This is a genomic window from Pseudomonas sp. CK-NBRI-02 (assembly GCF_008124495.1).
Lineage (GTDB): Bacteria > Pseudomonadota > Gammaproteobacteria > Pseudomonadales > Pseudomonadaceae > Aquipseudomonas > Aquipseudomonas guariconensis.
In genome coordinates, this window is record NZ_VSJH01000004.1 from 63,734 (window position 1) to 88,010 (window position 24,277).

Consider the following 24,277-nt stretch of genomic DNA (forward strand, 5'->3'; position numbering starts at 1 on the left):
GGGCCTGGGACATAGCCAGGCCATTCGAATGGCACCTGTGGATCAGTTGGTGATCAGTAGATCCAGGCTGGTGGCATCGCAGGAGTAGTCAGCCTTCTTGTCGATGACCAAGTAGACAGCAGACCCCTGGTCTACCGCGACGTCGCTGGCCTTGATGACCGAGCTGCCGCCATTCGGAAGGTTTCCGGACTGGATTGGGGTGTCGCCTAGGTTCAGCGACCAAGAAATGCCATCCCCACAAGAGTTATGCAGGTCGTTGACGCGACCGAGCACATTGATGTTGCCCGAGATTGGACTGGTCCAACGAACAACGGTCTGACTGTTCGAGCCAGGATGAGTAACCGCATCACCCTGCTTGAACACGAAACTGCCGCCACTGCCAGTGAACGTGAAGCTCTTTTTCACAACGTTGATGTAAGCGCTAGTGGTCGCGTCTCGCCAGCAGGTGACGTTGGCACCGTTGCAAGTGTCCGCGACGAAAGTCGGCATCATCGTGTAGTTGGCGGACAGGTTCTGCGCCGTCTTGTTCTGCATGAAGGCCCACGGCGAGCCGGGCGCCGCGCTTTCCGTCGCGATGTACATGTCACGGGCCAGGTTCCAGGACTGGGCAGTTGCAGCCCAAGCAGAGGAAGCTGCAGCGGAGGCTGCCAGAGCGGCGGCCAGGATAGCGGTCTTCAGAAATTTCATGGGTGTACCTCGGTATCGGTAGATGAATTGGGTCGTTGCCGTGCGACAGGCGCCGCACAAAATTCGCTCAACGGCGATAACTCGAGGCTCGGGGCCTTCACATGATTCAGTGTTCCGCAGCGGGAGCACTTGATCTGGAGTTCAATCAAAACGCCCACACGGGCGAGAAGTCTGCTGCACTTACCGCAGCGGAAGTCTTTCAACATCTGCAAAGCCTTTTGGTTTTCTGCTAGGCTCCGCCCCGCTCGCGCGAGCAGTGAGGGCCTTGGCTGGCTTGCAGGTACACTCTGCGATCTGGCGTCTCCTTTGGGTGTGTCAGCACCCTTTGGAGTCGCCCTCTCTTTTCCGCGGCAGAATCGAAGAGCCCCGAAAATGATCGGGGCTTTTTTATTTGCAGCAGAAATAAAAAGCCCCGGCGAATGCCGAGGCTTGGAGTGGATGGAGATAGCAACCCTGTCAGATCGATGCAGTGGCGCTTCCCTCCAGTTCCCGCGCTGGCTGTTCCAGAAAGGTACTGCCGTTGGCGGGTCATTTCATGGGCGTCGGTTACCAGTAGGTTCTGGCCGGCAAGAAATACGATACAACGACACCAAGCGCTGCGCCGGCGAGAACCCCCCAGAAATCAGCCTCAAGCAATGAAGCGGCTGGCAACATTTTCCGGGCCTCCAAGAGGCTTGCGAAGTCACGCGGGTCGGTCCCAAAAACCGTATGCCATCCATGAGGTATCAATATCAAAAAAACCATTACTACAGGTATGGCCACATAGTGCCACGTTGAGCCATAACGGTAATTTCGACCCAGGTAGAAGATTCCGCAAACCAGCACAGCAGACAGCAAACCAGTGGTTATAGCCTGCCACAACAGCTGCGCCGAAATCGCAAACTCAGAAAACATCACTTCACTCCGTCAAATTATTGGGCATGAAAAAGAACAATAAATTGACATAGCTGATGATGGCAATATGCCGCAAACGAAAACCCCGACGCTATGCCGGGGTTCGTCTGTGTCGCGTTGCCTGCAAGCTGGACACGCTGCTATGAAAACAGGTGTTTATCCGCCCGGAAAGAACTTTTTCACGCGGCTTCGCGCAAATGCTCCAAGGCCGAATCGACCCAAGCTACGCCCTGTTTGATGACTTCGAAAGCTTTGCGCTCCGCCATCCTGTTGGCCTCGCCGATTCGCAGCGAGGTCCACTTGGCGCCGTAGTAAAGCCAGACGAAATCGCCCATCTGCTGGTTGCGCTTCGTCAGCCTGGCTACGACTGAGTCGATCATCAGAGCGGCGTCATCAGTCAGCGAGTATTCAACGCCACCTCCAGTTGCTGCCGCGCTGACGGATGGGGAGACATACCTAGGCACGCCCATTCCATCCATCCGCCAGCTCCCCCATTGCTCGAGCAGCCACTCGGTATCGCCCAGGGGCTTGTTTGCGTAAGTCCGTTTCTTCATGCAGCCCTCCGGGGCGTTGGGTCGGTATCCAGGCCGAACAGCTCGCACAGGAGCTTATAGGCGTGCTTGTTCTTGGCGCCGCCCTGGATGATCCAGGCCTTGGCGAATTGTTCGAAGCCCTGGTTGGCTCGGGAGCCGTGCCAGTCGGCCACGATGTCCATCAGGGCGGCCGAGGCGATCCGGCCATTGGTTTGGTCCAGCAGCATGCGGTTGCCCTGCTTCAGGAACTGCCGCTCGACGGGAGTCAGGCTTTTGCGCGGCATGGCCGCTGTGACGTTACTCATGGCCATCTCCTGGCTTGGATTCTTGATCGTGCATCCTCCCTTGGGATGGATGCTGTGACGTGCTGCAACCAGCGCCATTGCTGGCCTCAACGGTTGCGCACGCGGTTTCGTGTCCCGGCAATGTCCCGGTGTGAATGGCGGTAAAGCCCTGGCTGTCGAGGTGCTGATGCCAGGCTTCCAACGCCCGACGTTTCAAGGCCTCGGCGGTGGTGTGGATGTACGTGGCATCCAGGTCCTTCATGGCGTGGTTCAACAGCAGCTCGCCCACCATGTAGTCCACCCCCAGGTCGGTCCAGGCGGTCCGCGCTACCTTGCGCAGGTCATGGCTGGACCATTCGCCCCGGGCCAGATCGGTGAACAGGGTGTTGGCCTTGCTCGGGCTCAGCGGCGCGCCATGGCTACCCGGGAACAGCAGAGGACCGGTGTAGCCCTGGGCGGCCTGCAGGCGCCGGTAGCGACGCAGCAATGCGCAGGCCTGGGCCGTGAGCGGCAGCGTGTGCTCGGCCTTGGTCTTCGTGTCCCCGGCAGGGATGAACCAGCGCCCCGCATCGAGGTTGACGTTTCGCCAGCGCGCCAGCCGGGTTTCTCCCAATCGCGAGCCGTGGCACAGCATCATCAAAGCCAGCATGCAGCCCGCCGGCGCCGCGCCGAAGCGTTCGGCCACGGTCATCAGCAGGCCGGGCACATCGTCCCCGCGCAGGCGCGCCGGCTTGGGCCTGATCCGGGTGCGCACGAAGTCGGTGAACTTCAGCGCCGCCATCGGGTTGGCCGGCAACAGGTCGAGGCGCAGGGCCTGGCGGAACGCCGCCGAGAGCACGCCATACACCGAACGCACGAACGACAGGGCATAGCGCTCCTGCATCGGCCACATCAGGCGCTGGTCGATGGCCTGCTTGCTGATCTCGCCCAGGGCCAGATCGTGCAGGCGTGGCATCAGATGGCGATCAAGAGCCGATCGAGCACTGGCCTTGCGCTTGGCCGACAACCCCCGGTCACGGTTCATCCGGTCCCGGTACCACTCCAGCACATCACCCACTGTCGTCCAGCTGGTGGTGGTGGACTTGGCATCGGCATCGGCAGCCCGGCGCGCCAGGATGGCCGGCAGTGTGGCCAGCATGGTCTTGGTGTTGATCCCCGGGAAATCGCCGGCCTTGCCCCAGCGCTGGCGGACCACCACGTGCCAGGCGCCGCGGGTGCGGTCCTTGCTCGAGTAGCGAAAGCGCAGCTCACGATGGCGGGTGTCGCGCAGTTGGCGCACTTCGCCGGCGGCGTGGCGGCGGATCTCGGCATCACTGATCGTCACGGTCAGGGTCTTAGAAACGCTCATTGCCGGCCCCCTTGTAGCGCTGGGCATAGCTCCCACGGCCCATCTCGACCTCATCGTCACTGGGCAGCGACCCGGCGAAGTTGGCGAAGCGGCCGTACTGCCCCTCCTGCTGAACAACGCAACTACCCACCCGGGCATGTCGGCACTTGGTCATCAGGATCTCGGTGAGGCCGTTCTGCCCCTCCTCGCTGTCCATGTCGCGGTGCACCATGAGAATGCAGCTGGCATCCGCCTCGATCTCGCCCGAGTCGCGCAGGTCGCTGGACTGCGGCTTCTTCCCAGGGCGTTTGGTCGAATCGCGGTTGAGCTGGGCCAGCTCGATGACAGGAATCGCCATTTCCTTGGCCAGTTGCAGCAGCGCCTTGCTGATCTTGCCCACCTCCTCGCTCCGGGTACGGCCGGCGCGGTCACTGCGCACCAGGGTCAGGTAGTCGACCACGATGCCAGCCAGGCCGTGCTCGCGCTGACACTGACGGGCCGTGGCGCGAATGGTCGCCGGGGTCTGCACCGGGTCATCGCACACGAACAAAGGCGCGTCCAGAGCCAGGCCCACGGCGGCGCTCATCCGCGCCCAATCGTCGTCGCGCATCGCCTGTGGGTTGTCCAGCTTGTGCAGCGCCACCCCGCCCAGCGAGGCGATGGCGCGCAGCCCCAGCTCTTCGCCCGGCATTTCGATGGAAAACACCAGCCAGGGCTTCCGCTCCTTGACGGCGTTGTGCTGAGCGATCTGCAGGGCCAAAGTGGTTTTGCCACTGCCGGGCAGACCGGCGATCACCGTGACCTTCTTCGGGCGGATGCCGTGGACCAACTTGTCCAGCTCATCGAGCCCGGTGGACGGCCACTTCGGCGCCACGCCGCGGTGCTTCTCGTCCACCAGGTCAGCAGCATCGCCCATCCACTGATCCAACCGCTTGTAGCCCTTGGTCTCGCCATCAAGGTTTCGCAGGTCAGCCATGGCCTGCTGGGAAGCGGCGATCACCTCAGCTGTCGGCGCGCCTGCCTGGACCATCTCCCGGGCCTGCCCGGCGATGTCGAGGATGCGGCGGATTACCCCCCACTCCTTGACGTGCTTGGCGTAGGCCTTCCAGTTGGCGACCGAAGGAACCTTGTTGGTCAGCTCGGCAGCGTAAGCAATGACCAGGTCGCCGCTGGGCAAAGTCCGCTGCACCGTACCCACGGTAACCGGATCTATCGGCATGCTCCGGTCGCGACACTCAAGCATGACCTCGAACAGCGCCGCGTTGTCGGCGTGGTAGAAGTCGCTTGAGGTCATCTGGCCGAGGATGTCCTCGACCAGCCCATCCTCCTGCTGCAGGGCGGCCTGCATCACGGCGCCGAGCACGCCGTGCTCAGCCTCATCACTGTAGAGCTCCCTCATGCCGCCGCCCTCATCGAGGACCAGGTGAAGCCCACGACACGCCCGCCGTTCTGCCGCAGGCGGTCGAGCGCACGCTCGCCGATGTAGGCTTTCAGCTGGTCCGGACCGAGGTTGCTGATCAGCACGGTCGGCAACACGGCCTGGTAGCGGCGATCGATGATGTTGTGCAATAGGCCCAGCTCGTACTCGCTCCCCTTCTGGCAACCCACCTCGTCGATCACCAGCAGATCCAGCCCACCCAGGTGCACCACCACGTCACGGTCGGTGTAACCCGAGTCCGGCACCATCGAGCCGCGAGCGATGCTGACGATGTCGCCGGCCGGGACGATCAGGGCACTGGCGCCATCGGCCACCACGGTCCTGACGATCGAGCTGCCCAGGTGGGTCTTGCCGCACCCGACGTTGCCCGTCAGGAGCAAAGAACGGCCCGCCCGGTAGTGCTCAGGGAAGCGTGCGGCATAGTCGCGGCAGGCCTCCAATGCATGGACCTGGGGGGCGCCGGCACCCGTCCGGAAGGTGTCGAACGTGGAATGGGCGAAGCGCGGGGTGATTCCAGCGCCGATCAGGGCCGCATTTGCGCGTTCAGCCTGGCGCTGTGCGCTGGCCATGCGGAACACGTCAGAACCCCGTGGCGCCATGTTCAGGGCTTCCCAGGCGCAGCGCTTGCACCCGCGGGGTTGCATGGAGCCATCCAACTGCTCGACTTCGCTCATGTCGACATCGCCATGCACAGGGCAATGGCCAGCGTAGGTACGCATGGCTGGCCGACAGTGGAACAGATCAGAAATTCGCTCGGCCATCATGGCTCTCCTGGTACATGTCATCGGTGTGCTGAGGGAGGTTGTTGAAGCTGCCGGCCTGTCCGCCGCCAGCAGCTGGCTGCAACACGTCGTGCCAGCGCTCGCCGTTCAGCCAGGTCGAGGCGTGCGGGATGAACTGGCCGTTCTCCTTGGTCCAGTCCTTGGATACGCAGTGTTTGGCCAAGGCGGTGATCATGACGGTCTGCAGATCCGCATCAGGGCTGAGTTTTTCCCAGGCCTTCCGTGCTTTCACCTTGTTGGTCTTGCGGGGATACAGCTTCCAGAAGCGTTCGAAATCGGTATCGTTTTTTGCACCCGATACACCTAAGTCTTTAAACCTCTTTGTATTACTCATAGATGTATTACTCCCCTTCGTGTTTTCCGAAGGGGGTTCGCCGCCTTTTCCGAAGGGGTTCGCCGTGTTTTCCGAAGGGGTCTTCGGTTTTTCGAAGGGGGTCGATAGACGAATTCGGCGCTCCACGACCCGCTTACCTTCCCTGATCTGTTCGATAGCGATCAGACCGCGCTCTGCCAACCCGCTGATGATTTCGGATACACGGGACACCGACAGACCGAAGAACTCAGCGAAGTGCGCATTGGTGGCGTAGCACCCACGCATGTCATCCTCTAGGCTGCCGATCTCCACCAGCATCACCTTCTCGTTTGTCGACAGCGAGTGGTCCAGCCACAGCGAGGCAGGAATCCACACGCCCTGGAACTTACGTTGGATGCTCACAGATCAAGCTCCTCTGTAACCCGGCGCACGAACTGGTCGTAGCTCTCGCTCATCACCAGGCCTTGGTCTTCCAGGGCTGCCCGATATGTCTTGGCCGAGCCATACAGCATCCAGCGCTCGCGATCCGGAAAGCTTTTGAACTGGGCGTAGGTCGGCCATGGGCCGCTGATGATCGTTGCGCCAGCGCCCTGCTGGAGCGCCTGGGGGGGGGTAGACGGGTTGTTCATTGCAGGGTCTCCCCAGTTGCAGTGGTCCGCCGCATCGGCGCCAGCGGCAAGGGCGTAGGAGCTAGCGGAGGCTGGTGGTCGACATCGGGGCCAATCATCGACCTGATGGCCGACTCCATCGCTCGCTTGGCGTTGTGCTTGACCCGCTGCGCCTTCTGGTACAGCTCGTAGGTGTCCGCCGTATAGGCGATCACAGCGTCGTAGAGCGGGTTCGCTGGGTCGATGCGACGGCGCTTCGGGTCTGGCTCGCCGCACGCCTGGAAGAACAGGCTGTACTCGTCGTTGAGCCTTATCCGGATGCGTCTGGCCATGGACTGCGCTCGGTAGTACTCAGCCGCCCTTTCCGCGACCTTCTGAATGAGCTGCTGCTTGGTTGGCTTCTTCATGGCTGCTGCCTCGGGTGAATCTTGAACCGCCCCTGCGGGATTTCTGGATGGGTGGCGCGCTCCGCCGTGACGTAGGTGCACTGCTCGACAAATTGGTCGAATCGACGGGTGATCGCAGGCTTTGGCCAAATAGCGAATGGCTGCCCTCCTTCGTCGGAATGCCGACTCCGCACCATGGCGAACGGCAGCGGCGCGCCGGTCACCTCACGCATGACGGCGTTCACCACCCAGGCCGGAAGGCCGTGACGATTGTTGATGCGGTCACGGATCGTGGTGATGGTCTCGAAGCCACTGGGGACCGAGTCGAGGTAGCGCACTTGCTCAAGCTTGGTCGTGCGGTCCTCAACTCGCTCCAGCGCCACCTGATGGACAGCCTGCTGACGCTCGATCGCCACCAGCTGGTTTGCGCTGGCAGCGATGAGCTCGGCCTGGGTCATCGGGCGCGATTGCTGACCTTCCAGTTCATTCAGGCGGGAGAGCACACGACGGCGCACGCCCTTCGACTCGCGCATGGCGACCAACTTGCATTGGTCGGCGGTAAGCCGAAGCCCCTCGGACTGGGTATTGTTCAAATTTTGCACTACGAAAGTTTCGTAGTACTCGCCGTCGAGCTCGTCCTTGCAGCGCCCAACGAAATCGTTGTGACGGACCGAACCTTCGCCGAACGCAGCCCGAGCCTCGTTGACTAGCGCCAGCAGCTCGGTGGTGTCCATGGTGGTGAAGGCGTTAGAAGGCAGGTTCATACCGCACCTCCCGCGCCACGTTTGGCGACAGTCGGCTTTTGTGGCGCGAAGACAGCTGCTGCGCGCTTCTCCAAGCTTTCCCGCTCGCAGTCGAGCTGGTTGTGCCAGTCATCAGCGTTGTAGATGGCAAGATTCGCCACGCTGGCACCGTGCTCATCACCCGCACTCTTGAGGCGATCCTCCAGCACATGCAGAACCCCGCGCAGCCAATCGACCTGGCACATGGCGCACTGGATTTGGAACGTCGCGTCCTCGCAGATTTGCTGTTGCTCGCTCATGCCTCACCTCCTACGGAAGGTTCAACACCAGCATGGGCGGCATAGACGAGCGCCAACGCAGATTCAGCGGCGTAGTAGACCAGGGTGGCGTGGTGCGTGACGGAAGGCTCCTGCATGAGTACGCGCAGACCGGCGATAACGGCCTCAAGACGATCAGTCGCGGCATCGAGTGATTCGTGGATCGGGATGCCGCCGCAGGCCTCGAATACGTCATGTGCACCACTGACAGCGAATGGATGAGCAAGGGTTTCAGGCTTCATTGCTCACCCCCAGCCCGAGTTTCTGCCAGCTCAACTGCAAGCATTGTTGAATCCACAAGGGCTTTGGCTTGCTCAACCAAAATACGAACCGCATGCACCCCGGACGCGCTCTGCCCTGCATCGATGAGCAGATCGCAAACCTTGGTGGCGCTCTGAAGGATGGCGCTCGCGTAATTGATGGCTTCGCTGCATGGCGCACCGGCAAGGGTTGAGCAGAATGCGCTCTCTCCGGCAGTAGCGAAGTCGTGTGCTTGGGTAAGCAATGAGGTCTTCATTGCTGCCCCCCATCACTCAGCGTCAGCTCAGTTTCGCAATGCATGTAGATGCTGTAGGCAATGAACTCCAAGGCCTGCAGGAGCCCGTGCTGGTCGCGATTGTCGAGAGGAGCCTCAGTGCCATACTCATTGTTATCGCGCAGAATCCGGGCGATTTGATACGCGCTGTGAGACCCACGATGCATTCGCTCCAGGTGGTGCTTGTCCGCGCAAGCTTGCGCAGGTGATACCGTGGTGCTATTTTCCGGGTGCATGAAGTCGTCTCCTAATGACGAAGATTCAAAAGTCCATTGGCGTGGACTGCTTAGGGAAACCCGCCTCCTACGGCGGGTTTTTTGTGCCCTGGATTTGGGTAACCCCCATCATCCACAGAACACAAAAACTGCAACCCCCTCCCCTGAGAGGGTCATTGCCTACCCTGGACGGGGTTGGCGAGTAGATGTTCGTACGCGCATATCACGCTCCTCTGAAAGCGCAACTGGCGCTTTTTTGTGTTGTCTCTTATCAACTTAACGAGCGAGTTTCGGTTTTCAAGGGAACGAGAAGGTTTTTTTACTGGATGGATTAACAGGTCCTTCTGGCGCTGAACTCATGGTCCACGACTCTTTACAATCGCTGTCATGGATCGACTTCTGGTAAGCAGCAGCCGATGCGGCCTTGAGGGAATCGGCGGTGAATTTCCCCTTCGCTCCCTTCGCCAAGTTTTCGGCGTGCCGGGTCTCACCAGTAAATTCAGTACGGGGAAGTCGAGCAGCAGCAACCCACTTGTTGATGGCGCGAGAAGAAACCCCGCACAGCCTCGCAGCACAGGCAACACCGCCAACGGCCACAACGGCTGCTTTGATGGAATTCATATTTAGTACCAATTAGGACCAGTGGTTCGCACTGTAAAAAGGACTGACAGGTCCGTCAAGTGAAGGCAAAATGGACTCATGGTACATACGAACGCATTCTCCGAACGCCTTACCCAAGCCATGCGCGATGCCGGCTATATCGGCCACGGCAGCGCTACGCGCCTATCTAGAGAGCTGAGAGTGACTCCTAAGGCAGTCGCCAAGTGGCTGCATGGTGAATCCATGCCGACATTCCAAAGAGTCGCGGAAATCGCCCGGGTCTTGCGGGCAGATCCTGAGTGGCTTCTCTGGGGGAACAATACTGATGCCACTCGCCGTGAGGTAAATGGCGATATTGAGTTGGTTGTCAGGGACAGAGAGACTGTTGTTCTGAGCGAGAATGGTGACGGCGTAACACTGCGAGAGATGTCTGCCTATGATCACCCGGACCTAATTCCAATCAGCTCCTGGGACGATGAAACTCCCGTTGATGACGATGAGGTGGAGGTCCCCTTCCTTCGTGAGGTTGAGTTGTCTGCAGGGAGCGGCAGAACGGTGATTGAGGAAAGCAGCAAGGCGAAGCTGCGGTTTGGCAAAATGACCCTGCGAAAACACAGCGTTCAGTTTGACCAGGCCGTATGTGTGCCAGTCCACGGCAATTCGATGGAACCAGTTCTCCCGCATGGAAGCACAGTTGCAATCAATAAGGCCGCTACGTCCGTGGTCGATGGGAAGATGTACGCCTTGTCTCATGCGGGTCATTTGAGGGTAAAAACCCTGTACCGGTTACCTGGCGGCGGTATAAGGCTGCGCAGCTTCAACAGAGAAGAGCACCCGGACGAGGAGTACACCGCTGAGCAGATGCGGGAGAACGAGATCTCTATTTTAGGCCGGGTATTCTGGTCAGCTGCATTCCACTAACAAGTAAAGCGCCTCCCTTGGCGCTTTCTTTTTGCCATTAAAACGTACCTATGGTCCTTGACAGTACGATTTTGACGGTTCATTCTTGCGCCATCAAAACGAACTATCGGTACGCAATATGGCAAACACGATCAGCTTTGGGTCATGGCAGGGAAATCTTGGCAAAGGCCTGGCCGAGCGTGAGCTGACCTGTCTTCTTGCAGTCGCTGCCGGACATACAGATAAGGAAATCGCTCAATTTGACGGACTGTCTCCCAGATCAATCAAAGGGCGGATAGAAGCTGCAATGCATAAGCTCGGCGTCTACAAACGTCCCGCGCTTGTTGCCGAGGCCATGCGCCGCGGCCTGATCTCTCCTCTGGTTCTCACGCTGTGCGCCATTTTGATCGGTCACTCCATCAGCAGCACCGACGAGTTCACCCGCGTTCGGCGTCCAGGCGAACGAAAGGTTGCCGAGACACGCACATACCGGCGCCACGAATGCGCCTTGGCGGTGGCGTGACGCTACCGACCTGACCTAACCCATCCAGCTTTTGCGAAAGCCATTTATCGCGGCAGGCCTTCGGCTTGCCCAGAAAAGGAGGAATACATGCTCTGTCTTAGTCGACGCATTGGCGAACGCATCGTCATCGGCAATGGAATCACCGTGCAGGTGCTGCAGATCAACGGCGGCATCGTGCGCCTGGGTGTCGTGGCGCCGGAAGGCGTGACGATCGACCGCGAAGAAATCCGTGAACGCAAACAGAAGGAGCCACGTCATGGCCTTTGAGTACGAAAGCCGCACCGCTGACAAATTTGTTGTTCGCCTTCCGGACGGCATGCGCGACCAGGTCGCCGCAACGGCAGCAGCCGAGGATCGCAGCATGAATAGCCTGATGATTGTTGCTCTCCGCGAATACCTGGAAGGCCGCGCTCGCGCCAACGCCCTCATCGATGCGCTCACCCAGGCGGCGGAAGCAAAGGGGGTGACCCATGACGCTGCCTGATCGCATCACCCTGGTGCTGCGCGCACGGGAGGGCTCAACCCTGGAGCAGGTGCTGCCATTCGCCCTGCTCGGCGCCCACGTCTCGATCGGTCGTGGCCTGGCTGTGATCGCCGGCGCCAGCCAAGGCGACCTTGTCACACCTGCGCTCGAGCGCGAAGAGTTCCAGGTCGACGAGCACGTCCGTATGGCTGCCGATGCGCGCCGGTACCGCTGGCTGCGTGATCGTGAGCGCATTAAAGATCCCGACGAGGACCTGCTGGTGGTGCGCGGCGACAACTGGATCTCCGCCGAAGAGCTGGATCAGGAGATCGATACCGCCCTGCGACTGGCAGCCTTGCAACAGCAGGACGTGCAGGAGCAGGAGCCATGACTCAGGCCAAGCCAGCCCGCAACGAGTTCGAGGACCTGGGCGAGCGCCTGGTGCGTTTCGGCAAGGCATTGCAGGACAGCACCACCAGCGTGGGCCGGCTCAACCAGCTGGCTCGTGAGTGCGGTATCACGCTGCGTCTGCGTGCTGTAGCCGACATGGAGGGGGTGGGTCATGGGAATCCTCGCTGAAATGGCGCTTCGGCGTGCTCGCGGCCGCCTGAATTCGGTGCAGTCTCGGGCTGCCGCCAAAGCGCCAGTGAAGGCCGAAGTCGGCCCGACCAGCAGCGAAGTGGTAGTGACCGGCCCCATCAACCGCTTCATGTTTCTGGAGGGGCGCAGCTGGGCAGTCGACATGGTCGCATCGCTCCGGGCCTCGCCAGTTACCGAGGTGATAGAGCGCCTAGTTGGTGCCGCCGCAGACCGACCTGGAAGCTATGCGGCCGGCATTCGGTCAGTTGTCCAAGAACTGCAGGCTGGCTCATGACAAACCGTGGGGCGGTCAAACGGTGGACAGAGGCGGAGGACATCCTCCTTCGCCAGCTGTATCCGAACCGAACGAACAAGGAAATGTGTGCATTGCTGCCAGGGCGCACGAAGACCGCAATCACATTGCGGGCCAGTCTGCTTGGTCTGAGCAAGACCGAGGCGCACCGATCGGAGACGCATCGTCGGATCTTTCTCGCTGCATGCGAGGCGCGCGGCGAATCGCCAGGCCAAGAGCCGAGGCCGATAGGGGCAACGCACCGCAAAGGCCGCTACACCCTGATCAAAGTCGAACAACCTGATGTTTGGAAGCCGCTGCACGTCCACACCTGGGAGCAGGCAAACGGACCCGTTCCAGAAGGAATGATCGTCGCAGCAAGAGACGGCAACGTCCAAAACATAAGCATCGACAACCTGTGCCTGCGAACGCGAGCCGAACACCAACTGCGCAACAACCATCACTACAAAGACCTGCCGGAGGAAATCTTAGACGTCCTCCACCTGCAGAACGAATTGAAAAAAGAGATCAAGAGGAAGACCAGCCGTGAAAAATAAGCTCAGCGATCTGCGTGATCATCTGTTTGCCCAGCTGGAAGCTGTTCGTGAGGCCAGTGATGACGACCTTGCCAAGGAAGTGCAGCGAGCTCAATCCGTGTCAGACATCAGCCGTGTGCTGATCGAGAGCGCCAAGGTTGAGATCGACTACTACCGTCACATCGGAGGTGATAATCCAGCCAGTTCGTTCATCGAGTCGAAGCCCGCGCTACCACCGGCCCGCAATGCCTAGCATGACAGATCGGCGTGACGACCAAAACCTGACGCATCAGGCCGGGAGGAAGGAATGAGTGAGGAAACAGAGGTATTGACAGTGGAAGGCCTGGCCAAGCTGTTGGGCCGCACCGAGGCGTCAATCAGAGAGGGGATTCGCCGAGGCGTACCGTGGCTGCCCAAGAGCTTCAAGATGGGCAACCGGCACTGCTGGCTGAAAGAGGATGTGCGCCAGTTCCTGCGCGAGTTCAGGGATGGGGAGCACCAGAAGCCGAAGCCTGGCCGCAGGCGGAAAGACCCGCCATCGCTTCGTGTGGCATAGCAAATCCGCCTGTCGTTTTGCGCGACAGCAGTTAATGCCTCAGCTATACCAAAGTATGCCGGTAAGGCGGGCTTAAGAAGTGCCCCTCCTAAACTACGTTAGAGGTGGCAAAATGACTGAACAAGTTCTATTGCAAGATACCGATATCGAGATCACCGAACAAAGCTTGCAAGAAGCTGCTGATCTCGTCGGCATCCTTGAAATCTTCTTTAAAGATCCAGCATTTATTCCACCTACGGCAGGAGCTGCAAGTGGCGAACTAAGCATGCAAGGCATTAAGGAAGACGTCGCGGAGGCTATTCGGAAGTTTTTCGAAGACAACAAGAACATGAATATCTGCGAAACAGCATGGGATGTATTCAAAGCAGCGGCAAAAGCCGCAGCTGTTGGCCTCACCCCGTGGGGGGGAGTTTTATTCATGATCATTGTGAGTATCGCCTACAACAACCTCCGGCCGAAGTGTAAAGGTAAGCACTAGAAACTACCCAAGTTTTTCAGCCAAGTCTTGAGGGCTTAAATGAGTGTAGCGTTTGAGCATCGCCAGCGTTTTGTGTCCGGTGATGCTCGCCACTTCCATCATGGTGAAGCCGCGCTCGAAGAAACGACTAGTCGCCTCATGGCGCAGGTCGTGAAGGCGTAGGCCTTCAATCCCAGCAGCCTCGCAAGCCCTGGGGAAATAGTTGCTGATCGTGTTGAGGGCCAGGCTGAAGTACCGGCCACCATTGATTGGTGTAGGCAGCCCTTCGAGCAGGGCGATTGCCCGAGAGGACAGCGGCACAGACCGGCGCTCGCCGTTCTTTGTGTCCTCCAGATACGCCACCTTTCCACGGACCTGGTCGCGGCGCAGCATCAGCAGCTCAGACCGACGCATTGCTGTCTCTACCGCCAATTCAATGAATACGGGGAGCTGGGCATTCATCTGGCCAGCAGCCTTGTAGAGAGCCGTGAGCTCCGCCGGCGTTGGGCGCCGGTCGCGCTCCTTGCTGCCCTTCGGCATTCGGATTGCCCGGCATGGGTTGGTCAGCCCTTCGATTCCCCACTCCTTGGTGGCCACTGTGTAGAGATGGCTGATCACCGCCAGATCGAGGCGAACCGTTGCCGTCGACTTCCCTTCCTTGAGTTCAGCATCGCGATACGCGGCCATGTCGCTCGAGCGGATGGCGGCCAGGCCCTTGGTGGCCAGCTTGTGCTCTTTCCACTTCTTGATGCGGACCTCTTCCTGCTTGGCGCCCTTCTTGGTCGAGGTCACCTCCGACAGGTACCGGTCCAAAGCATTGGCAAGTGTGGTGCTCTCCGCCTCGCGCATATCGACGAAGCGCGCACGCGACATGTCACCCTCGATCTCGGCTGCCCATCGCTGGGCTTCTGCCTTGGTATCAAAGGTGGCGGAAAGGGTTGGGTATCCTTTGCGGCGGATCTGGGCACGCCAGGCTTCGCCGCGCTTCTCGAAGTAGGCCATGGCGGAATGATAGCGAACGCCTGGGGGAATATCACCCTCCCCCAATTCCCCCAAAATTCCCCAAATGAAAAAGCCCCGAGGGCTTCACAGCGCTCGGGGCCTTTAATATGGCGGAGAGATAGGGATTTGAACCCTAGGTACCCGCGAAGGTACAACGGATTTCGAATCCGTCCCGTTCGACCACTCCGGCATCTCTCCAGTGGCGCGCATCATACCAGCGATTTCGCGAAAGGCAAACCCTTCTTTGAAAAAAATCCGCGTGGTATCAGGCGCTTGCGTGAACGTGTCGCTTAGAGCGGCACGCCCAGACGCTTGGCCACTTCCTCATAGGCTTCGATGACATCACCGAGGCCCTGACGGAAGCGGTCCTTGTCCATTTTCTTGCGGGTTTCCTTGTCCCACAGACGGCAGCCGTCCGGGCTGAACTCGTCGCCCAGGACGATCTGGCCGTGGAAGACACCGAACTCCAGCTTGAAGTCCACCAGCAGCAGGCCGGCGTCATCGAACAGCTTGCTCAGCACTTCGTTGACCTTCAGCGACAGCTGCTTCATGGTCGCCAGTTGCTCGGCGGTGCCCCAGCCGAAGGCGACGACGTGGGATTCGTTGATGAAGGGGTCGCCCTTCTCGTCGTTCTTCAGGAACAGTTCGAAAGTCGACGGCTCCAGCTTGATGCCTTCCTCCACGCCCAGGCGCTTGACCAGGCTGCCGGCGGCATAGTTACGCACCACGCATTCGACCGGGATCATGTCCAGCTTCTTGACCAGGCACTCGTTGTCGCCGAGCAGCTTGTCGAACTGGGTCGGAATGCCGGCTTCTTCCAGCTTTTGCATGATGAAGGCGTTGAACTTGTTGTTCACCATGCCTTTGCGATCGAGCTGTTCGATACGCTTGCCGTCGAACGCCGAAGTGTCGTTACGGAACAGCAGGATCAAGCGGTCGGCGTCGTCGGTCTTGTAAACCGATTTGGCCTTGCCGCGGTAGAGTTCTTCGCGTTTTTCCATGATGGGCTCCGCTTGCTTGAGTGGGTGGGCTAGGCGATTTCGCGCCAGTCGAGCCCATGTTCCTGATTCGCCACCTGGAGCCAGTCCGGGTCGCACCCCAAGGTGTCGACGAAGCACTGGCGGGCCAGTTGTGGCCGGTTATTCTTGCTGCTGAGGTGGGCCAGCACCAGGTGCTGCAGATGTTTCCAGCCCAGCTCGGCCACCAGGCTCGCGGCCTGGTGGTTGTTCAAATGTCCTTGGCTGCCGCCGACCCTGAGCTTCAGGAAGTGCGGGTAGTGCCCGCGCGCCAACATGTCACGACAGTGGTTGGCTTCGATCAGCAGGGCGTCCAGGCCTTGGTAGCGCTCCAACAGATGCATGTCGTAGGAACCAAGGTCCGTGAGCATGCCGAAACGTCGACGCCCATCACTGACCACATACTGCAACGGCTCGAGCGCGTCATGTTCGACCCGCGCCGCGCTCACTTCCAAAGCGCCGATACGCAGGCTGTCGCCACACCGGAGCAGACCACTGGCAGGCACCGGCTTGCGCATGCCACGCAGGGTCCCCTCGCTGAGATAGACCGGTACATTGTAGCGCCGAGCCAGCAACCCCACCCCATGTACATGGTCGGCATGTTCGTGGGTCACCAGCACGGCGCTCAGTTGTGCCGCGGACACCCCGAGCAACGCCAGGCGTCGCTCGGTCTCCCGCAGGGAAAAGCCACAGTCGACCAGGATGAACGTGTCACCACTGGCGATCAGCGTGCCGTTTCCCTGGCTACCGCTTCCAAGTACCGCGAAACGCACTTAGCCCAGGTGGTCCTGAATCATGCTCAGCACGCGGCGGGCCACATCGGCCGGCGCCACGGTGTTGATATTCTTCTCGACAGTGACCTGCACGCTTTCGCCAACCTTGCTCAGACGGACCTGATAACGCTCGGCGCGAGCCTCACGCTCTTCCTTGCTCGGCTCGCTGCCGAACAAGCGACCGAAGAAGCCAGGCTGGTCCTGTTTGTCGTCGGGTTTCTCGGACAGGTTGATGTAGTAAAGGCCCAGACTGCGGTTGATGTCCTCGACACGCCATTCGCCCTGCTCCAGGGCGCGGCCCACGCTGGACCAGGCGCGATCCAGATCGGCGCCCAGATAAAGTACTGGGTTGCCGCTGCCGTCTTCGGCCAGGCTGACGCGGCTTGGCGCGTCGAAGTCGCGGGCGGCGAGCAGCGAGACCGAACCGCCCTTCTCGGCGCTGCGGTTCATGCTGGCCAGCATTTCGTCGACCAACAGGGCGTCAGCGCCGGTATTGGTGGAGCTGGAGGGGAAATCAGGTTCGGCGGTGCTGCCGGCCGGACGCTCGACGCTGACGACATACACTTCGGAGGTGTTGCGCTGCACGCCTGGCTCCATGCGCACACGGACACGTACTTCGCTGTCCGGGCTGCTGGAGGAGCTGGCAAGACGTTGACCCAGGGACGCGGAGAGCTCGTCGAAACGCTGCCAGGTGGTGTTGAATTCACCGGTCTGCGGACGCTCCTCGGCGATGCGGAAGCCGTTGTCCTCGAAGAACTGGCGCGCCACCGGCCAGACTTCCGCCGGGGAGCGCTGGGCCAGCACCCAACGGCTGCTGCCGCTGCGCTGCAGGGTGAAATCGCTTGCCTCGGCCGTGGCGGTCAACGGCTGTGGACGGGGCACCTCGAACTCGCCGGTGGCACGATCGTCGGCGACGTTACGCGGGATCGGCAACAGCGGATCCAGGCGCTTGGGGTTGCTGGCGTCCGGCGGCAACTGCATCGGCGCAGTCGGGTGCGCCTGCAGGTAATCGCTGCCGCGGTCGCGGAAATAGCCGTCCTCGCCCCACAGCCAGCCGCAACCGCTGGTGCTGGAAATGATCAGGGCAAGGGTGGAGAGACCAGCCAGTCGCTTCATGCGGGGTACTTCCTCGATTAAACCAGTACGCCGGACTGGCGCAGGGCCGCACGGACTTTTTCGTGGCAGCCTTCGCTCAGCCAGGTGAGCGGCAGGCGGATGCCTTTTTGCATCAGGCCCATTTCCACCAGCGCCCACTTCACCGGAATCGGGTTGGCTTCGCAGAACAGGTCCTTGTGCAGCGGCATGAGTTTTTCGTTGATTGCGCGGGCCTTCTCGGCATTGCCCTCAAGGGCGGCCTCGCACAGATCGGCCATTTCGCGCGGGGCGACGTTGGCAGTGACGGAGATGTTGCCCTTGCCGCCCATCAGGATCAGCTCGACGGCGGTCGGATCGTCGCCGGACAGGACGATGAAGTCCTTGTCGACGCCGTCGAGGATGGCCTTGGCGCGCACCAGGTCGCCGGTGGCTTCCTTGATGCCGATGATGTTCTTGACCTTCGACAGGCGGATGACGGTCTCGGCCTGCATGTCGCAGGAGGTGCGGCCGGGTACGTTGTAGAGGATCTGCGGGATGTCGACGGCTTCGGCGATGTGCTTGAAGTGCTGGTACAGGCCTTCCTGGGTCGGCTTGTTGTAGTACGGCACGACGAGCAGGCAGGCGTCGGCGCCTGCGTTCTTCGCGTTCTGGGTCAGGTGGACGGCTTCGGCAGTGGAGTTGGCGCCGGTACCGGCAATGACTGGGATACGGTGGTTGCTGCGCTTGACGCGTTCGACCACATGCTTGATGACCAGGATGTGCTCCTCGACATCCAGCGTGGCGGACTCACCGGTGGTGCCGACAGCGACGATCGCGTGAGTGCCTTTTTCCAGGTGGAAGTCTACAAGTTTGTCGAGGCTGTCCCAATCAAGACGCCCTTGTGCATCCATGGGAGTGACCAATGCCACCATACTGCCCGCAATCATGTAACTGCTCCTGCCGGAAAAAGAGAGCGGTAATGGTACTGGCGCCATCGGCCTTGCACAAGCGAAGCAGGCGGGTGGAGCATTCCCCTTCGCGCTGCTTTTCGCTACCCTTCTCCCTTTGATCGGCACAGCGTGGCCCGCCGGGCCGTCGACAATGCTCCGCGCCAGCGTCCACGACCTCGAATGCGAGCCCGGGGCCCTGCCGACAGGAGGCTTATGCCTGTCCTGTGCCGACCGCTCATCGCTTTAGGAATGCTGCATGTCCACCCCCACTGTCCGCGAACAATTCCTTGTCATCAGTGCCTTGGGTCCCAACCCCATGGAGCTGGCCAACGTTCTCAGCCGCGCCGCCTTCGACAATCGCTGCGCGGTGATCACTTCGCGCCTGACCCGCCATGGCGAGACCAGTGCCCTGGTCTTGCAGGTCGGTGGCAGCTGGGATGCCCTGGCGCGCCTGGAGGCGGTACTGCCAGGCTTGGGCAAGAAGCACGGCCTGACCCTCGACGTAGTGCGCAGCGCCGATCAGGAAGTACGCCCCCAGGCCCTGCCCTACGTGGCCTATGTCAGCGCCGCCTATCGCCCGGATATCGTCAGCGAGCTGTGCCAGTTCTTCCTCGATCACCGCGTCGAGCTCGAGAGCATGACCTGCGACACCTACCTGGCCCCGCAGACCGGCAGCAGCATGCTCAATGCCCAGTTCACCGTGATCCTGCCGGCCGGTACCCAGATCAGCTGGTTGCGCGACCAGTTCCTGGACTTCGCCGACGCCCTGAACCTGGATGCGCTGATCGAACCCTGGCGCCCACAGAATCCCATGTAAGGAAGCCCACCATGGCCGTAGCACTCGACCAACCCGTCGCCGACTTCCAGGCCCAGGCCACCAGCGGCCAGTCCGTTAGCCTGGCCGACCTCAAGGGCCAGCAAGTGGTGCTGTATTTCTACCCCAAGGACAGCACCCCGGGCTGCACCACCGAAGGCCAGGGTTTCCGCGACCAGCACGAAGCCTTCCGCGCCGCCAACACAGTGGTGTTCGGCGTCTCCCGCGATGGCATCAAGTCCCACGAGAACTTCAAGGCCAAGCAGGGCTTTCCGTTCGAGCTGATCAGCGACAAGGACGAGGCCCTGTGCCAGCTGTTCGACGTGATCAAGCTCAAGAAGCTGTACGGCAAGGAATACATGGGCGTGGACCGCAGCACCTTCCTGATCGACAAGAACGGCGTGCTGCGCCAGGAATGGCGCGCAGTGAAGGTGCCCGGACATGTGGATGCGGTGCTGGCAGCCGCCCAGGCGCTGAACAAGCCCTGATATGAGCGCTCACCTCTTCGCGGCTGACCCCGCGAAGAGGTGAGCGGTTACAATATGGGCGCCACTGAAGGCTCGTGCCTTGGCCAGGCATCGAGCACGGCCTTGAACAGTGTTGCCAGCGGGATCGCGAAGAAGATCCCCCAGAACCCCCACAGCCCGCCAAACAACAGTACTGCGCAGATGATCGCCACCGGGTGCAGGCTGACTGCCTCGGAGAACAGCAGCGGCACCAGCACGTTGCCATCGAGCGCCTGGATGATCGCGTACACCGCCATCAGATAGATGAACTGGTCGCCCCAGCCCCATTGGAACAACGCGATCAAGGTCACCGGCACGGTCACCACCACCGCTCCCACATAGGGCACCACCACCGACAACCCCACCAGCAAGGCCAGCAGCGCCGCATAGTTGAGCCCCAGGCTGATGAAGGCGATATACGTGGCAATGCCGCAGATCAGGATCTCGATACCTTTGCCGCGGATGTAATTGGCGATCTGCCGGTTCATTTCATCGCCTACACGATTGAGCAGCGTACGCTGACGTGGCAGGTAGCCACCAACCCAACGGGCGATCAGCTCACGATCCTTGAGGAAGAAGAACACCAGGATCGGCACCAGCACCAGGTAGATCATCGCATTGACCAACAGCGGCAGGCTGGACAGGGAGAACGTCAGCGCCCACTGGCCGAACTTGCCGATCTCACCACGCACCGACTCGATGGCGCGCAGCACTTGTTCATCGGAGACCAGGTGCGGATAACGCTCTGGCAGCAACAGCAGCAGCGACTGCCACTTACCCAGCATGCCCGGCAGCTCGTTGAACAGCGTGATCAACTGGTGCCAGAGCAACGGAACCAGCACCAGCAGGAATACCGCCAGTGCCCCCATGAACAACGCGAACACCAGCCACACCGCCAGCCGGGTGGGAACGTGCAAACGCTCCAAGGCATTGACCAGGCCCTGCATGAGAAACGCCAGGACCATCCCGGCCAGCACCGGTGCGAGCATGCCGCCCAGGGTCAGCACTGCAGTGAAAGCCAGGAACAGCAGCACTGCCAACACCACCGCCTCCTCATCGGAGAAGTAGCGCTGCATCCAGTCTCGAAGCACTTTGAACATTAATGATCCTTGGGATAAGACTCAGGCCTTGCGCAGCCAGTAGGTGTAGACACCGGCCTCGGCGGTTTCACGAAGCAGCGTATGACCGGCGAGCTGGGCAAAAGTGCGGAAGTCGCGCTGGGAGCCGGCGTCGGTGGCGATCACCTTCAGTACCGCGCCGCTGGCCAGCCGATTGAGCTCCATCTTTGCCTTGAGCAAAGGCAAGGGGCAATTGAGCCCACTGGCATCGAGTTCGGCATCGCAGGTGGGGGTGTCGATCATCCGGGCATCTCCTGGCGGGGCATCAGCATTGCAGACAAGTTCGCTAGGATAACGCCACTGGTCGCCAACGTGTGAGCCAGCTACAGTAAGGCTCTTTGATCGATGCGAGCTTCATGCATGAATCTACTGCGCCCCACCCTGTTGACGCTGGCCTGCCTGATGGCCCTTCCCGGTCATGCCGACGACCTGCCGTCACTGGGCGACGCCAGTTCCGCGATCGTCTCGCCGCAGCAGGAGCACCAACTGGGCCGGGCCTGGCTTAGCCTGCTGCGCGGCCAGGTCAACCAGCTGAACGATCCGCAGCTCAAGGACTACGTCGAGACCAGCGTCTACAAGCTGGCCGAAACCAGCCAACTGCAGGACCGCCGCCTGGAGTTCATCCTCATCGACAGCCGTGAGCTCAACGCTTTCGCCGCCCCCGGCGGGATCGTCGGGGTCAACGGCGGCCTGTTCCTCAACGCCCAGACCGAAGGCGAGTACGCCTCGGTCCTGGCCCACGAACTGGCGCACTTGTCCCAGCGCCACTTCGCCCGGGGCGTCGAGGCTCAGCAGCGCATGCAACTGCCCATGATGGCCGCGCTGCTGGCCGGTATCGTGCTGGCGGCCGGTGGTGGTGGCGACGCCGGCATCGGCGTGATCGCCGGCACCCAGGCCGCAGCGATCCAAGAACAGCGCCGCTTCTCCCGACAGAACGAACAGGAAGCCGACCGCATCGGTATCCTCAACCTGGAAAAAGCCGGTTACGACCCCCGCAACATGCCCAGCATGTTCGAGCGCCTGGCCCGCCAGTATCGCTATGACGCCAAGCCCCCGGAATTCCTGCTCACCCACCCGGTCACCGAATCGCGTATCGCCGACACCCGCAACCGCGCTGAACAAGCGCCCAAAGGCGGGGTCGAGGACAGCGCGCGCTACCAGCTGATCCGCGCCCGCGTCGCGCTGATCTACGAAGGCACACCAGGCCTGGCGGCCAAGCGCTTCCGTGCCCAGCTAGACGAAGACCCCACCCTGGATGCCGCGCGCTATGGCCTGGCCATCGCCCAGATCAAGGGCGGCCAGCTCAACGAAGCGCGGGCCAACCTGCAGCCGCTGTTGGCCAAGGCGCCCAACGACATCACCTACAACTTGGCGCAGATCGACCTGGACATCACCAACAACCGCCTGGCCGACGCCCAACAGCGGGCCGAGCGCCTGCGCGCGCTGTACCCGAGCAGCTACCCGCTGCAACAGATACGGGCCGACCTTCTGATCAAGCAGAATCGCCCCGCCGAGGCGGAAAAGGTATTGGATGATCTGATCAAACGCCGACCGGACGATCCGGACGTGTGGTACGACGTCGCCGAGGTGCGCGGATTGTCAGGCAACACTATTGGCCTGCACCGGGCACGTGCCGAGTACTTCACCTTGGTCGGCGACTTTGACCAAGCCATCCAGCAACTGGACTACGCCAAGCGCCGCGCAGGCAGCAATTTCCCACTGGCCTCGCAGATCGATCAGCGCCAGCGGGAAATCATGGAACAGCAACGGATGGTCAAGGAGATGATGGGCCGCTAAGGCCAAGGGGGCGCTTTGCGCCCCTGGGCAATGCGGGTCAGGCGTTGCCGGAAAGCTTCAAGCGCGCTGCCTGGGTGAAATCAAGCATGCGATTGAGCGGTTTGATCGCTTTGGGCACAAGCGCAGGATCCACGAAGATCTCGTTGCTGCCCTTGCGCAGGCAGTCGAGGGTGCGCTCCAGGGTGTTCATGGCCATCCACGGGCAATGGGCACAGCTACGGCAGGCCGCACCGTTACCCGCGGTGGGCGCTTCGACGAACTCCTTGTCCGGGCACAGCTGCTGCATCTTGTAGAAGATGCCGCGGTCGGTGGCGACGATGAACGTCTTGTTCGGCAGCGTCTGGGCTGCCTTGATCAGCTGGCTGGTAGAGCCCACCGCGTCGGCCAGTTCGATCACCGCCTCCGGCGATTCCGGATGGACCAGGATCGCCGCGTCCGGATACAGCGCCTTCATGTCGGCCAACTGGCGCGACTTGAATTCCTCATGCACGATGCAAGCGCCATCCCACAGCAGCATGTCGGCACCTGTTTGCTTCTGGATGTAGCGCCCCAGGTGCTGGTCCGGCCCCCAGATGATCGTCTCGCCGTTGTCCATCAGGCTCTCTACGATCTCCAGCGCGCAGCTGGAAGTCACCACCCAGTCTGCCCGCGCCTTCACCGCCGCCGAAGTATTGGCGTAGACCACCACGGTGCGCTCCGGGTGCTGGTCGCAGAAGGCCGAAAACTCCTCCACCGGGCATCCCAGGTCAAGGGAGCAGGTCGCTTCCAGCGTCGGCATCAGCACGCGTTTTTCCGGGGTGAGGATCTTCGCGGTCTCACCCATGAAACGCACGCCTGCCACTACCACGGTACTGGCGGGATGGTTCTTGCCGAAGCGAGCCATTTCCAGGGAGTCGGACACACAGCCGCCCGTTTCCTCGGCCAGCGCCTGAATCACCGGGTCGCAATAGTAATGGGCCACCAGCACGGCGTTCTGGGCCTTGAGCTCGGCAGCGATGGCCGCACGGTAATCGGCCTCCTGCTCGGGCGTCAGCGGATTGGGCTGCTTGGCATCAAGATGGGCTTGAACCAACAGGCGTTCGGAAATCTGGGTCATGATCGCTGAACCTGCAGGCGCATGTGCGCGTCAGTCGAGTGTATCACCCGGCCCTGGCAGATCGGCTAAAGGGTGCCGGATGGCCGAGTGACCATCGCGACCCATCTGCGGGCGCGGACTATTATCGGAGGCCGAAGGCTACAGACAATCGCGCCAATTCAAA

Annotated in this window: 38 protein-coding genes and 1 tRNA gene; 13 read left to right on the forward strand and 26 right to left on the reverse strand. The window is 61.0% G+C overall.

Annotated features, from left to right (window positions below; translation table 11 throughout):
* Positions 1–42 precede the first annotated feature (42 nt).
* From DQ397_RS03780 to DQ397_RS24620, 17 genes are all read right to left on the reverse strand, one after another.
* Complete coding sequence (locus tag DQ397_RS03780; protein ID WP_043213190.1) at positions 43–687, reverse strand: hypothetical protein; 645 nt, start codon at positions 685–687, stop codon at positions 43–45.
* Positions 684–893, reverse strand: coding sequence for a Com family DNA-binding transcriptional regulator (locus DQ397_RS03785; RefSeq protein ID WP_080642127.1), 210 nt, complete (start codon positions 891–893; stop codon positions 684–686). The genes DQ397_RS03780 and DQ397_RS03785 overlap by 4 nt, the downstream gene beginning before the upstream one ends.
* A gap of 340 nt (positions 894–1,233) precedes the next feature.
* Entirely contained in the window at positions 1,234–1,581 is a 348-nt protein-coding gene (locus tag DQ397_RS03790) for a hypothetical protein (protein ID WP_043213188.1), read from the reverse strand.
* A 179-nt stretch (positions 1,582–1,760) separates the two neighbouring features.
* Complete coding sequence (locus tag DQ397_RS03795) at positions 1,761–2,135, reverse strand: antiterminator Q family protein (protein ID WP_043213185.1); 375 nt, start codon at positions 2,133–2,135, stop codon at positions 1,761–1,763.
* On the reverse strand, positions 2,132–2,419 hold the full coding sequence (locus tag DQ397_RS03800) for a hypothetical protein (RefSeq protein ID WP_043213183.1): 288 nt from the start codon (positions 2,417–2,419) through the stop codon (positions 2,132–2,134). Before DQ397_RS03800 ends, DQ397_RS03795 begins: the two co-directional genes overlap by 4 nt.
* Complete coding sequence (locus DQ397_RS03805; RefSeq protein WP_043213182.1) at positions 2,412–3,746, reverse strand: site-specific integrase; 1,335 nt, start codon at positions 3,744–3,746, stop codon at positions 2,412–2,414. Before DQ397_RS03805 ends, DQ397_RS03800 begins: the two co-directional genes overlap by 8 nt.
* Positions 3,733–5,124 carry a DnaB-like helicase C-terminal domain-containing protein gene (locus DQ397_RS03810; RefSeq protein WP_043213181.1) on the reverse strand — a complete coding sequence of 464 codons (1,392 nt, stop codon included), beginning with the start codon at positions 5,122–5,124 and terminating at the stop codon, positions 3,733–3,735. Before DQ397_RS03810 ends, DQ397_RS03805 begins: the two co-directional genes overlap by 14 nt.
* Positions 5,121–5,924 carry an ATP-binding protein gene (locus DQ397_RS03815; RefSeq protein ID WP_043213179.1) on the reverse strand — a complete coding sequence of 268 codons (804 nt, stop codon included), beginning with the start codon at positions 5,922–5,924 and terminating at the stop codon, positions 5,121–5,123. The genes DQ397_RS03810 and DQ397_RS03815 overlap by 4 nt, the downstream gene beginning before the upstream one ends.
* A complete protein-coding gene (locus DQ397_RS03820) occupies positions 5,905–6,660 on the reverse strand; it encodes a helix-turn-helix domain-containing protein (protein ID WP_080642126.1) in 756 nt (251 codons plus the stop codon). Before DQ397_RS03820 ends, DQ397_RS03815 begins: the two co-directional genes overlap by 20 nt.
* A complete protein-coding gene (locus DQ397_RS03825; protein WP_043213177.1) occupies positions 6,657–6,887 on the reverse strand; it encodes a hypothetical protein in 231 nt (76 codons plus the stop codon). Before DQ397_RS03825 ends, DQ397_RS03820 begins: the two co-directional genes overlap by 4 nt.
* The gene (locus tag DQ397_RS03830) at positions 6,884–7,198 is read right to left on the reverse strand and encodes a hypothetical protein (protein ID WP_148921481.1); all 315 of its coding nucleotides are present in this window, start codon (positions 7,196–7,198) and stop codon (positions 6,884–6,886) included. The genes DQ397_RS03825 and DQ397_RS03830 overlap by 4 nt, the downstream gene beginning before the upstream one ends.
* A gap of 71 nt (positions 7,199–7,269) precedes the next feature.
* Positions 7,270–8,016: a hypothetical protein gene (locus tag DQ397_RS03835; RefSeq protein ID WP_043213172.1), complete on the reverse strand. Its 747-nt coding sequence runs from the start codon at positions 8,014–8,016 to the stop codon at positions 7,270–7,272.
* Positions 8,013–8,294, reverse strand: a complete 282-nt coding sequence (locus DQ397_RS03840; RefSeq protein ID WP_043213169.1) for a hypothetical protein — start codon at positions 8,292–8,294, stop codon at positions 8,013–8,015. Before DQ397_RS03840 ends, DQ397_RS03835 begins: the two co-directional genes overlap by 4 nt.
* Entirely contained in the window at positions 8,291–8,554 is a 264-nt protein-coding gene (locus DQ397_RS03845; RefSeq protein WP_080642125.1) for a hypothetical protein, read from the reverse strand. Before DQ397_RS03845 ends, DQ397_RS03840 begins: the two co-directional genes overlap by 4 nt.
* Positions 8,551–8,829, reverse strand: coding sequence for a hypothetical protein (locus tag DQ397_RS03850; RefSeq protein WP_052352482.1), 279 nt, complete (start codon positions 8,827–8,829; stop codon positions 8,551–8,553). The genes DQ397_RS03845 and DQ397_RS03850 overlap by 4 nt, the downstream gene beginning before the upstream one ends.
* The gene (locus DQ397_RS03855) at positions 8,826–9,083 is read right to left on the reverse strand and encodes a hypothetical protein (protein ID WP_043213166.1); all 258 of its coding nucleotides are present in this window, start codon (positions 9,081–9,083) and stop codon (positions 8,826–8,828) included. The genes DQ397_RS03850 and DQ397_RS03855 overlap by 4 nt, the downstream gene beginning before the upstream one ends.
* A 276-nt stretch (positions 9,084–9,359) precedes the next feature.
* Positions 9,360–9,683: a hypothetical protein gene (locus DQ397_RS24620; protein ID WP_202959341.1), complete on the reverse strand. Its 324-nt coding sequence runs from the start codon at positions 9,681–9,683 to the stop codon at positions 9,360–9,362.
* Positions 9,684–9,761: 78 nt separating this feature from the next.
* Here DQ397_RS24620 and DQ397_RS03865 point away from each other — a divergent pair, with 78 nt between their 5' ends.
* The 10 genes from DQ397_RS03865 (at position 9,762) to DQ397_RS03915 (ending at position 13,989) form a co-directional block, all read left to right on the forward strand.
* Positions 9,762–10,583, forward strand: coding sequence for an XRE family transcriptional regulator (locus tag DQ397_RS03865; RefSeq protein WP_372240723.1), 822 nt, complete (start codon positions 9,762–9,764; stop codon positions 10,581–10,583).
* A 118-nt stretch (positions 10,584–10,701) separates the two neighbouring features.
* A complete protein-coding gene (locus DQ397_RS03870) occupies positions 10,702–11,085 on the forward strand; it encodes a response regulator transcription factor (RefSeq protein WP_052352481.1) in 384 nt (127 codons plus the stop codon).
* Positions 11,086–11,172: 87 nt separating this feature from the next.
* Positions 11,173–11,352 carry a carbon storage regulator gene (locus tag DQ397_RS03875; RefSeq protein WP_043213160.1) on the forward strand — a complete coding sequence of 60 codons (180 nt, stop codon included), beginning with the start codon at positions 11,173–11,175 and terminating at the stop codon, positions 11,350–11,352.
* A complete protein-coding gene (locus DQ397_RS03880) occupies positions 11,342–11,569 on the forward strand; it encodes an Arc family DNA-binding protein (protein WP_043213157.1) in 228 nt (75 codons plus the stop codon). Before DQ397_RS03875 ends, DQ397_RS03880 begins: the two co-directional genes overlap by 11 nt.
* On the forward strand, positions 11,556–11,939 hold the full coding sequence (locus tag DQ397_RS24670; protein WP_043213155.1) for a hypothetical protein: 384 nt from the start codon (positions 11,556–11,558) through the stop codon (positions 11,937–11,939). Before DQ397_RS03880 ends, DQ397_RS24670 begins: the two co-directional genes overlap by 14 nt.
* Positions 11,936–12,127 carry a hypothetical protein gene (locus DQ397_RS03890; protein ID WP_043213153.1) on the forward strand — a complete coding sequence of 64 codons (192 nt, stop codon included), beginning with the start codon at positions 11,936–11,938 and terminating at the stop codon, positions 12,125–12,127. The genes DQ397_RS24670 and DQ397_RS03890 overlap by 4 nt, the downstream gene beginning before the upstream one ends.
* Positions 12,128–12,505: 378 nt before the next feature.
* A complete protein-coding gene (locus DQ397_RS03900; RefSeq protein WP_238556629.1) occupies positions 12,506–12,976 on the forward strand; it encodes an HNH endonuclease signature motif containing protein in 471 nt (156 codons plus the stop codon).
* Positions 12,966–13,208, forward strand: a complete 243-nt coding sequence (locus DQ397_RS03905) for a hypothetical protein (RefSeq protein WP_043213146.1) — start codon at positions 12,966–12,968, stop codon at positions 13,206–13,208. The genes DQ397_RS03900 and DQ397_RS03905 overlap by 11 nt, the downstream gene beginning before the upstream one ends.
* A 54-nt stretch (positions 13,209–13,262) precedes the next feature.
* The gene (locus DQ397_RS03910; protein WP_043213144.1) at positions 13,263–13,511 is read left to right on the forward strand and encodes an AlpA family transcriptional regulator; all 249 of its coding nucleotides are present in this window, start codon (positions 13,263–13,265) and stop codon (positions 13,509–13,511) included.
* Positions 13,512–13,623: 112 nt separating this feature from the next.
* Complete coding sequence (locus tag DQ397_RS03915; RefSeq protein ID WP_043213141.1) at positions 13,624–13,989, forward strand: hypothetical protein; 366 nt, start codon at positions 13,624–13,626, stop codon at positions 13,987–13,989.
* Positions 13,990–13,992: 3 nt separating this feature from the next.
* On the opposite strand, the gene DQ397_RS03920 is transcribed toward DQ397_RS03915, so the two are convergent.
* From DQ397_RS03920 to dapA, 6 genes are all read right to left on the reverse strand, one after another.
* Positions 13,993–14,970, reverse strand: coding sequence for a site-specific integrase (locus DQ397_RS03920; protein ID WP_043213140.1), 978 nt, complete (start codon positions 14,968–14,970; stop codon positions 13,993–13,995).
* Between the two features lie 108 nt (positions 14,971–15,078).
* A tRNA-Ser gene (locus DQ397_RS03925) sits at positions 15,079–15,168 on the reverse strand.
* Between the two features lie 92 nt (positions 15,169–15,260).
* The gene (gene purC, locus DQ397_RS03930) at positions 15,261–15,971 is read right to left on the reverse strand and encodes a phosphoribosylaminoimidazolesuccinocarboxamide synthase (RefSeq protein ID WP_043213139.1); all 711 of its coding nucleotides are present in this window, start codon (positions 15,969–15,971) and stop codon (positions 15,261–15,263) included.
* A 29-nt stretch (positions 15,972–16,000) separates the two neighbouring features.
* Entirely contained in the window at positions 16,001–16,759 is a 759-nt protein-coding gene (locus tag DQ397_RS03935) for an MBL fold metallo-hydrolase (protein ID WP_043213137.1), read from the reverse strand.
* On the reverse strand, positions 16,760–17,875 hold the full coding sequence (bamC, locus tag DQ397_RS03940) for an outer membrane protein assembly factor BamC (RefSeq protein WP_043213134.1): 1,116 nt from the start codon (positions 17,873–17,875) through the stop codon (positions 16,760–16,762). It lies immediately after the preceding gene.
* Between the two features lie 17 nt (positions 17,876–17,892).
* Positions 17,893–18,780, reverse strand: coding sequence for a 4-hydroxy-tetrahydrodipicolinate synthase (gene dapA, locus DQ397_RS03945; RefSeq protein WP_043213132.1), 888 nt, complete (start codon positions 18,778–18,780; stop codon positions 17,893–17,895).
* Positions 18,781–19,039: 259 nt separating this feature from the next.
* Here dapA and DQ397_RS03950 point away from each other — a divergent pair, with 259 nt between their 5' ends.
* Positions 19,040–19,600, forward strand: coding sequence for a glycine cleavage system protein R (locus tag DQ397_RS03950; RefSeq protein ID WP_043213129.1), 561 nt, complete (start codon positions 19,040–19,042; stop codon positions 19,598–19,600).
* An 11-nt stretch (positions 19,601–19,611) separates the two neighbouring features.
* Complete coding sequence (locus DQ397_RS03955; RefSeq protein ID WP_043213128.1) at positions 19,612–20,085, forward strand: peroxiredoxin; 474 nt, start codon at positions 19,612–19,614, stop codon at positions 20,083–20,085.
* Positions 20,086–20,132: 47 nt separating this feature from the next.
* Here DQ397_RS03955 and DQ397_RS03960 read toward each other — a convergent pair whose 3' ends face one another.
* A complete protein-coding gene (locus DQ397_RS03960) occupies positions 20,133–21,203 on the reverse strand; it encodes an AI-2E family transporter (protein WP_043213127.1) in 1,071 nt (356 codons plus the stop codon).
* Between the two features lie 21 nt (positions 21,204–21,224).
* Complete coding sequence (locus DQ397_RS03965) at positions 21,225–21,464, reverse strand: sulfurtransferase TusA family protein (protein WP_043213126.1); 240 nt, start codon at positions 21,462–21,464, stop codon at positions 21,225–21,227.
* A gap of 117 nt (positions 21,465–21,581) precedes the next feature.
* Between DQ397_RS03965 and DQ397_RS03970 the strand changes: the two genes are divergently transcribed.
* Complete coding sequence (locus DQ397_RS03970; protein ID WP_043213125.1) at positions 21,582–23,018, forward strand: M48 family metalloprotease; 1,437 nt, start codon at positions 21,582–21,584, stop codon at positions 23,016–23,018.
* Between the two features lie 37 nt (positions 23,019–23,055).
* On the opposite strand, the gene nadA is transcribed toward DQ397_RS03970, so the two are convergent.
* Complete coding sequence (gene nadA, locus DQ397_RS03975; protein ID WP_043213124.1) at positions 23,056–24,114, reverse strand: quinolinate synthase NadA; 1,059 nt, start codon at positions 24,112–24,114, stop codon at positions 23,056–23,058.
* Positions 24,115–24,277 lie beyond the last annotated feature (163 nt).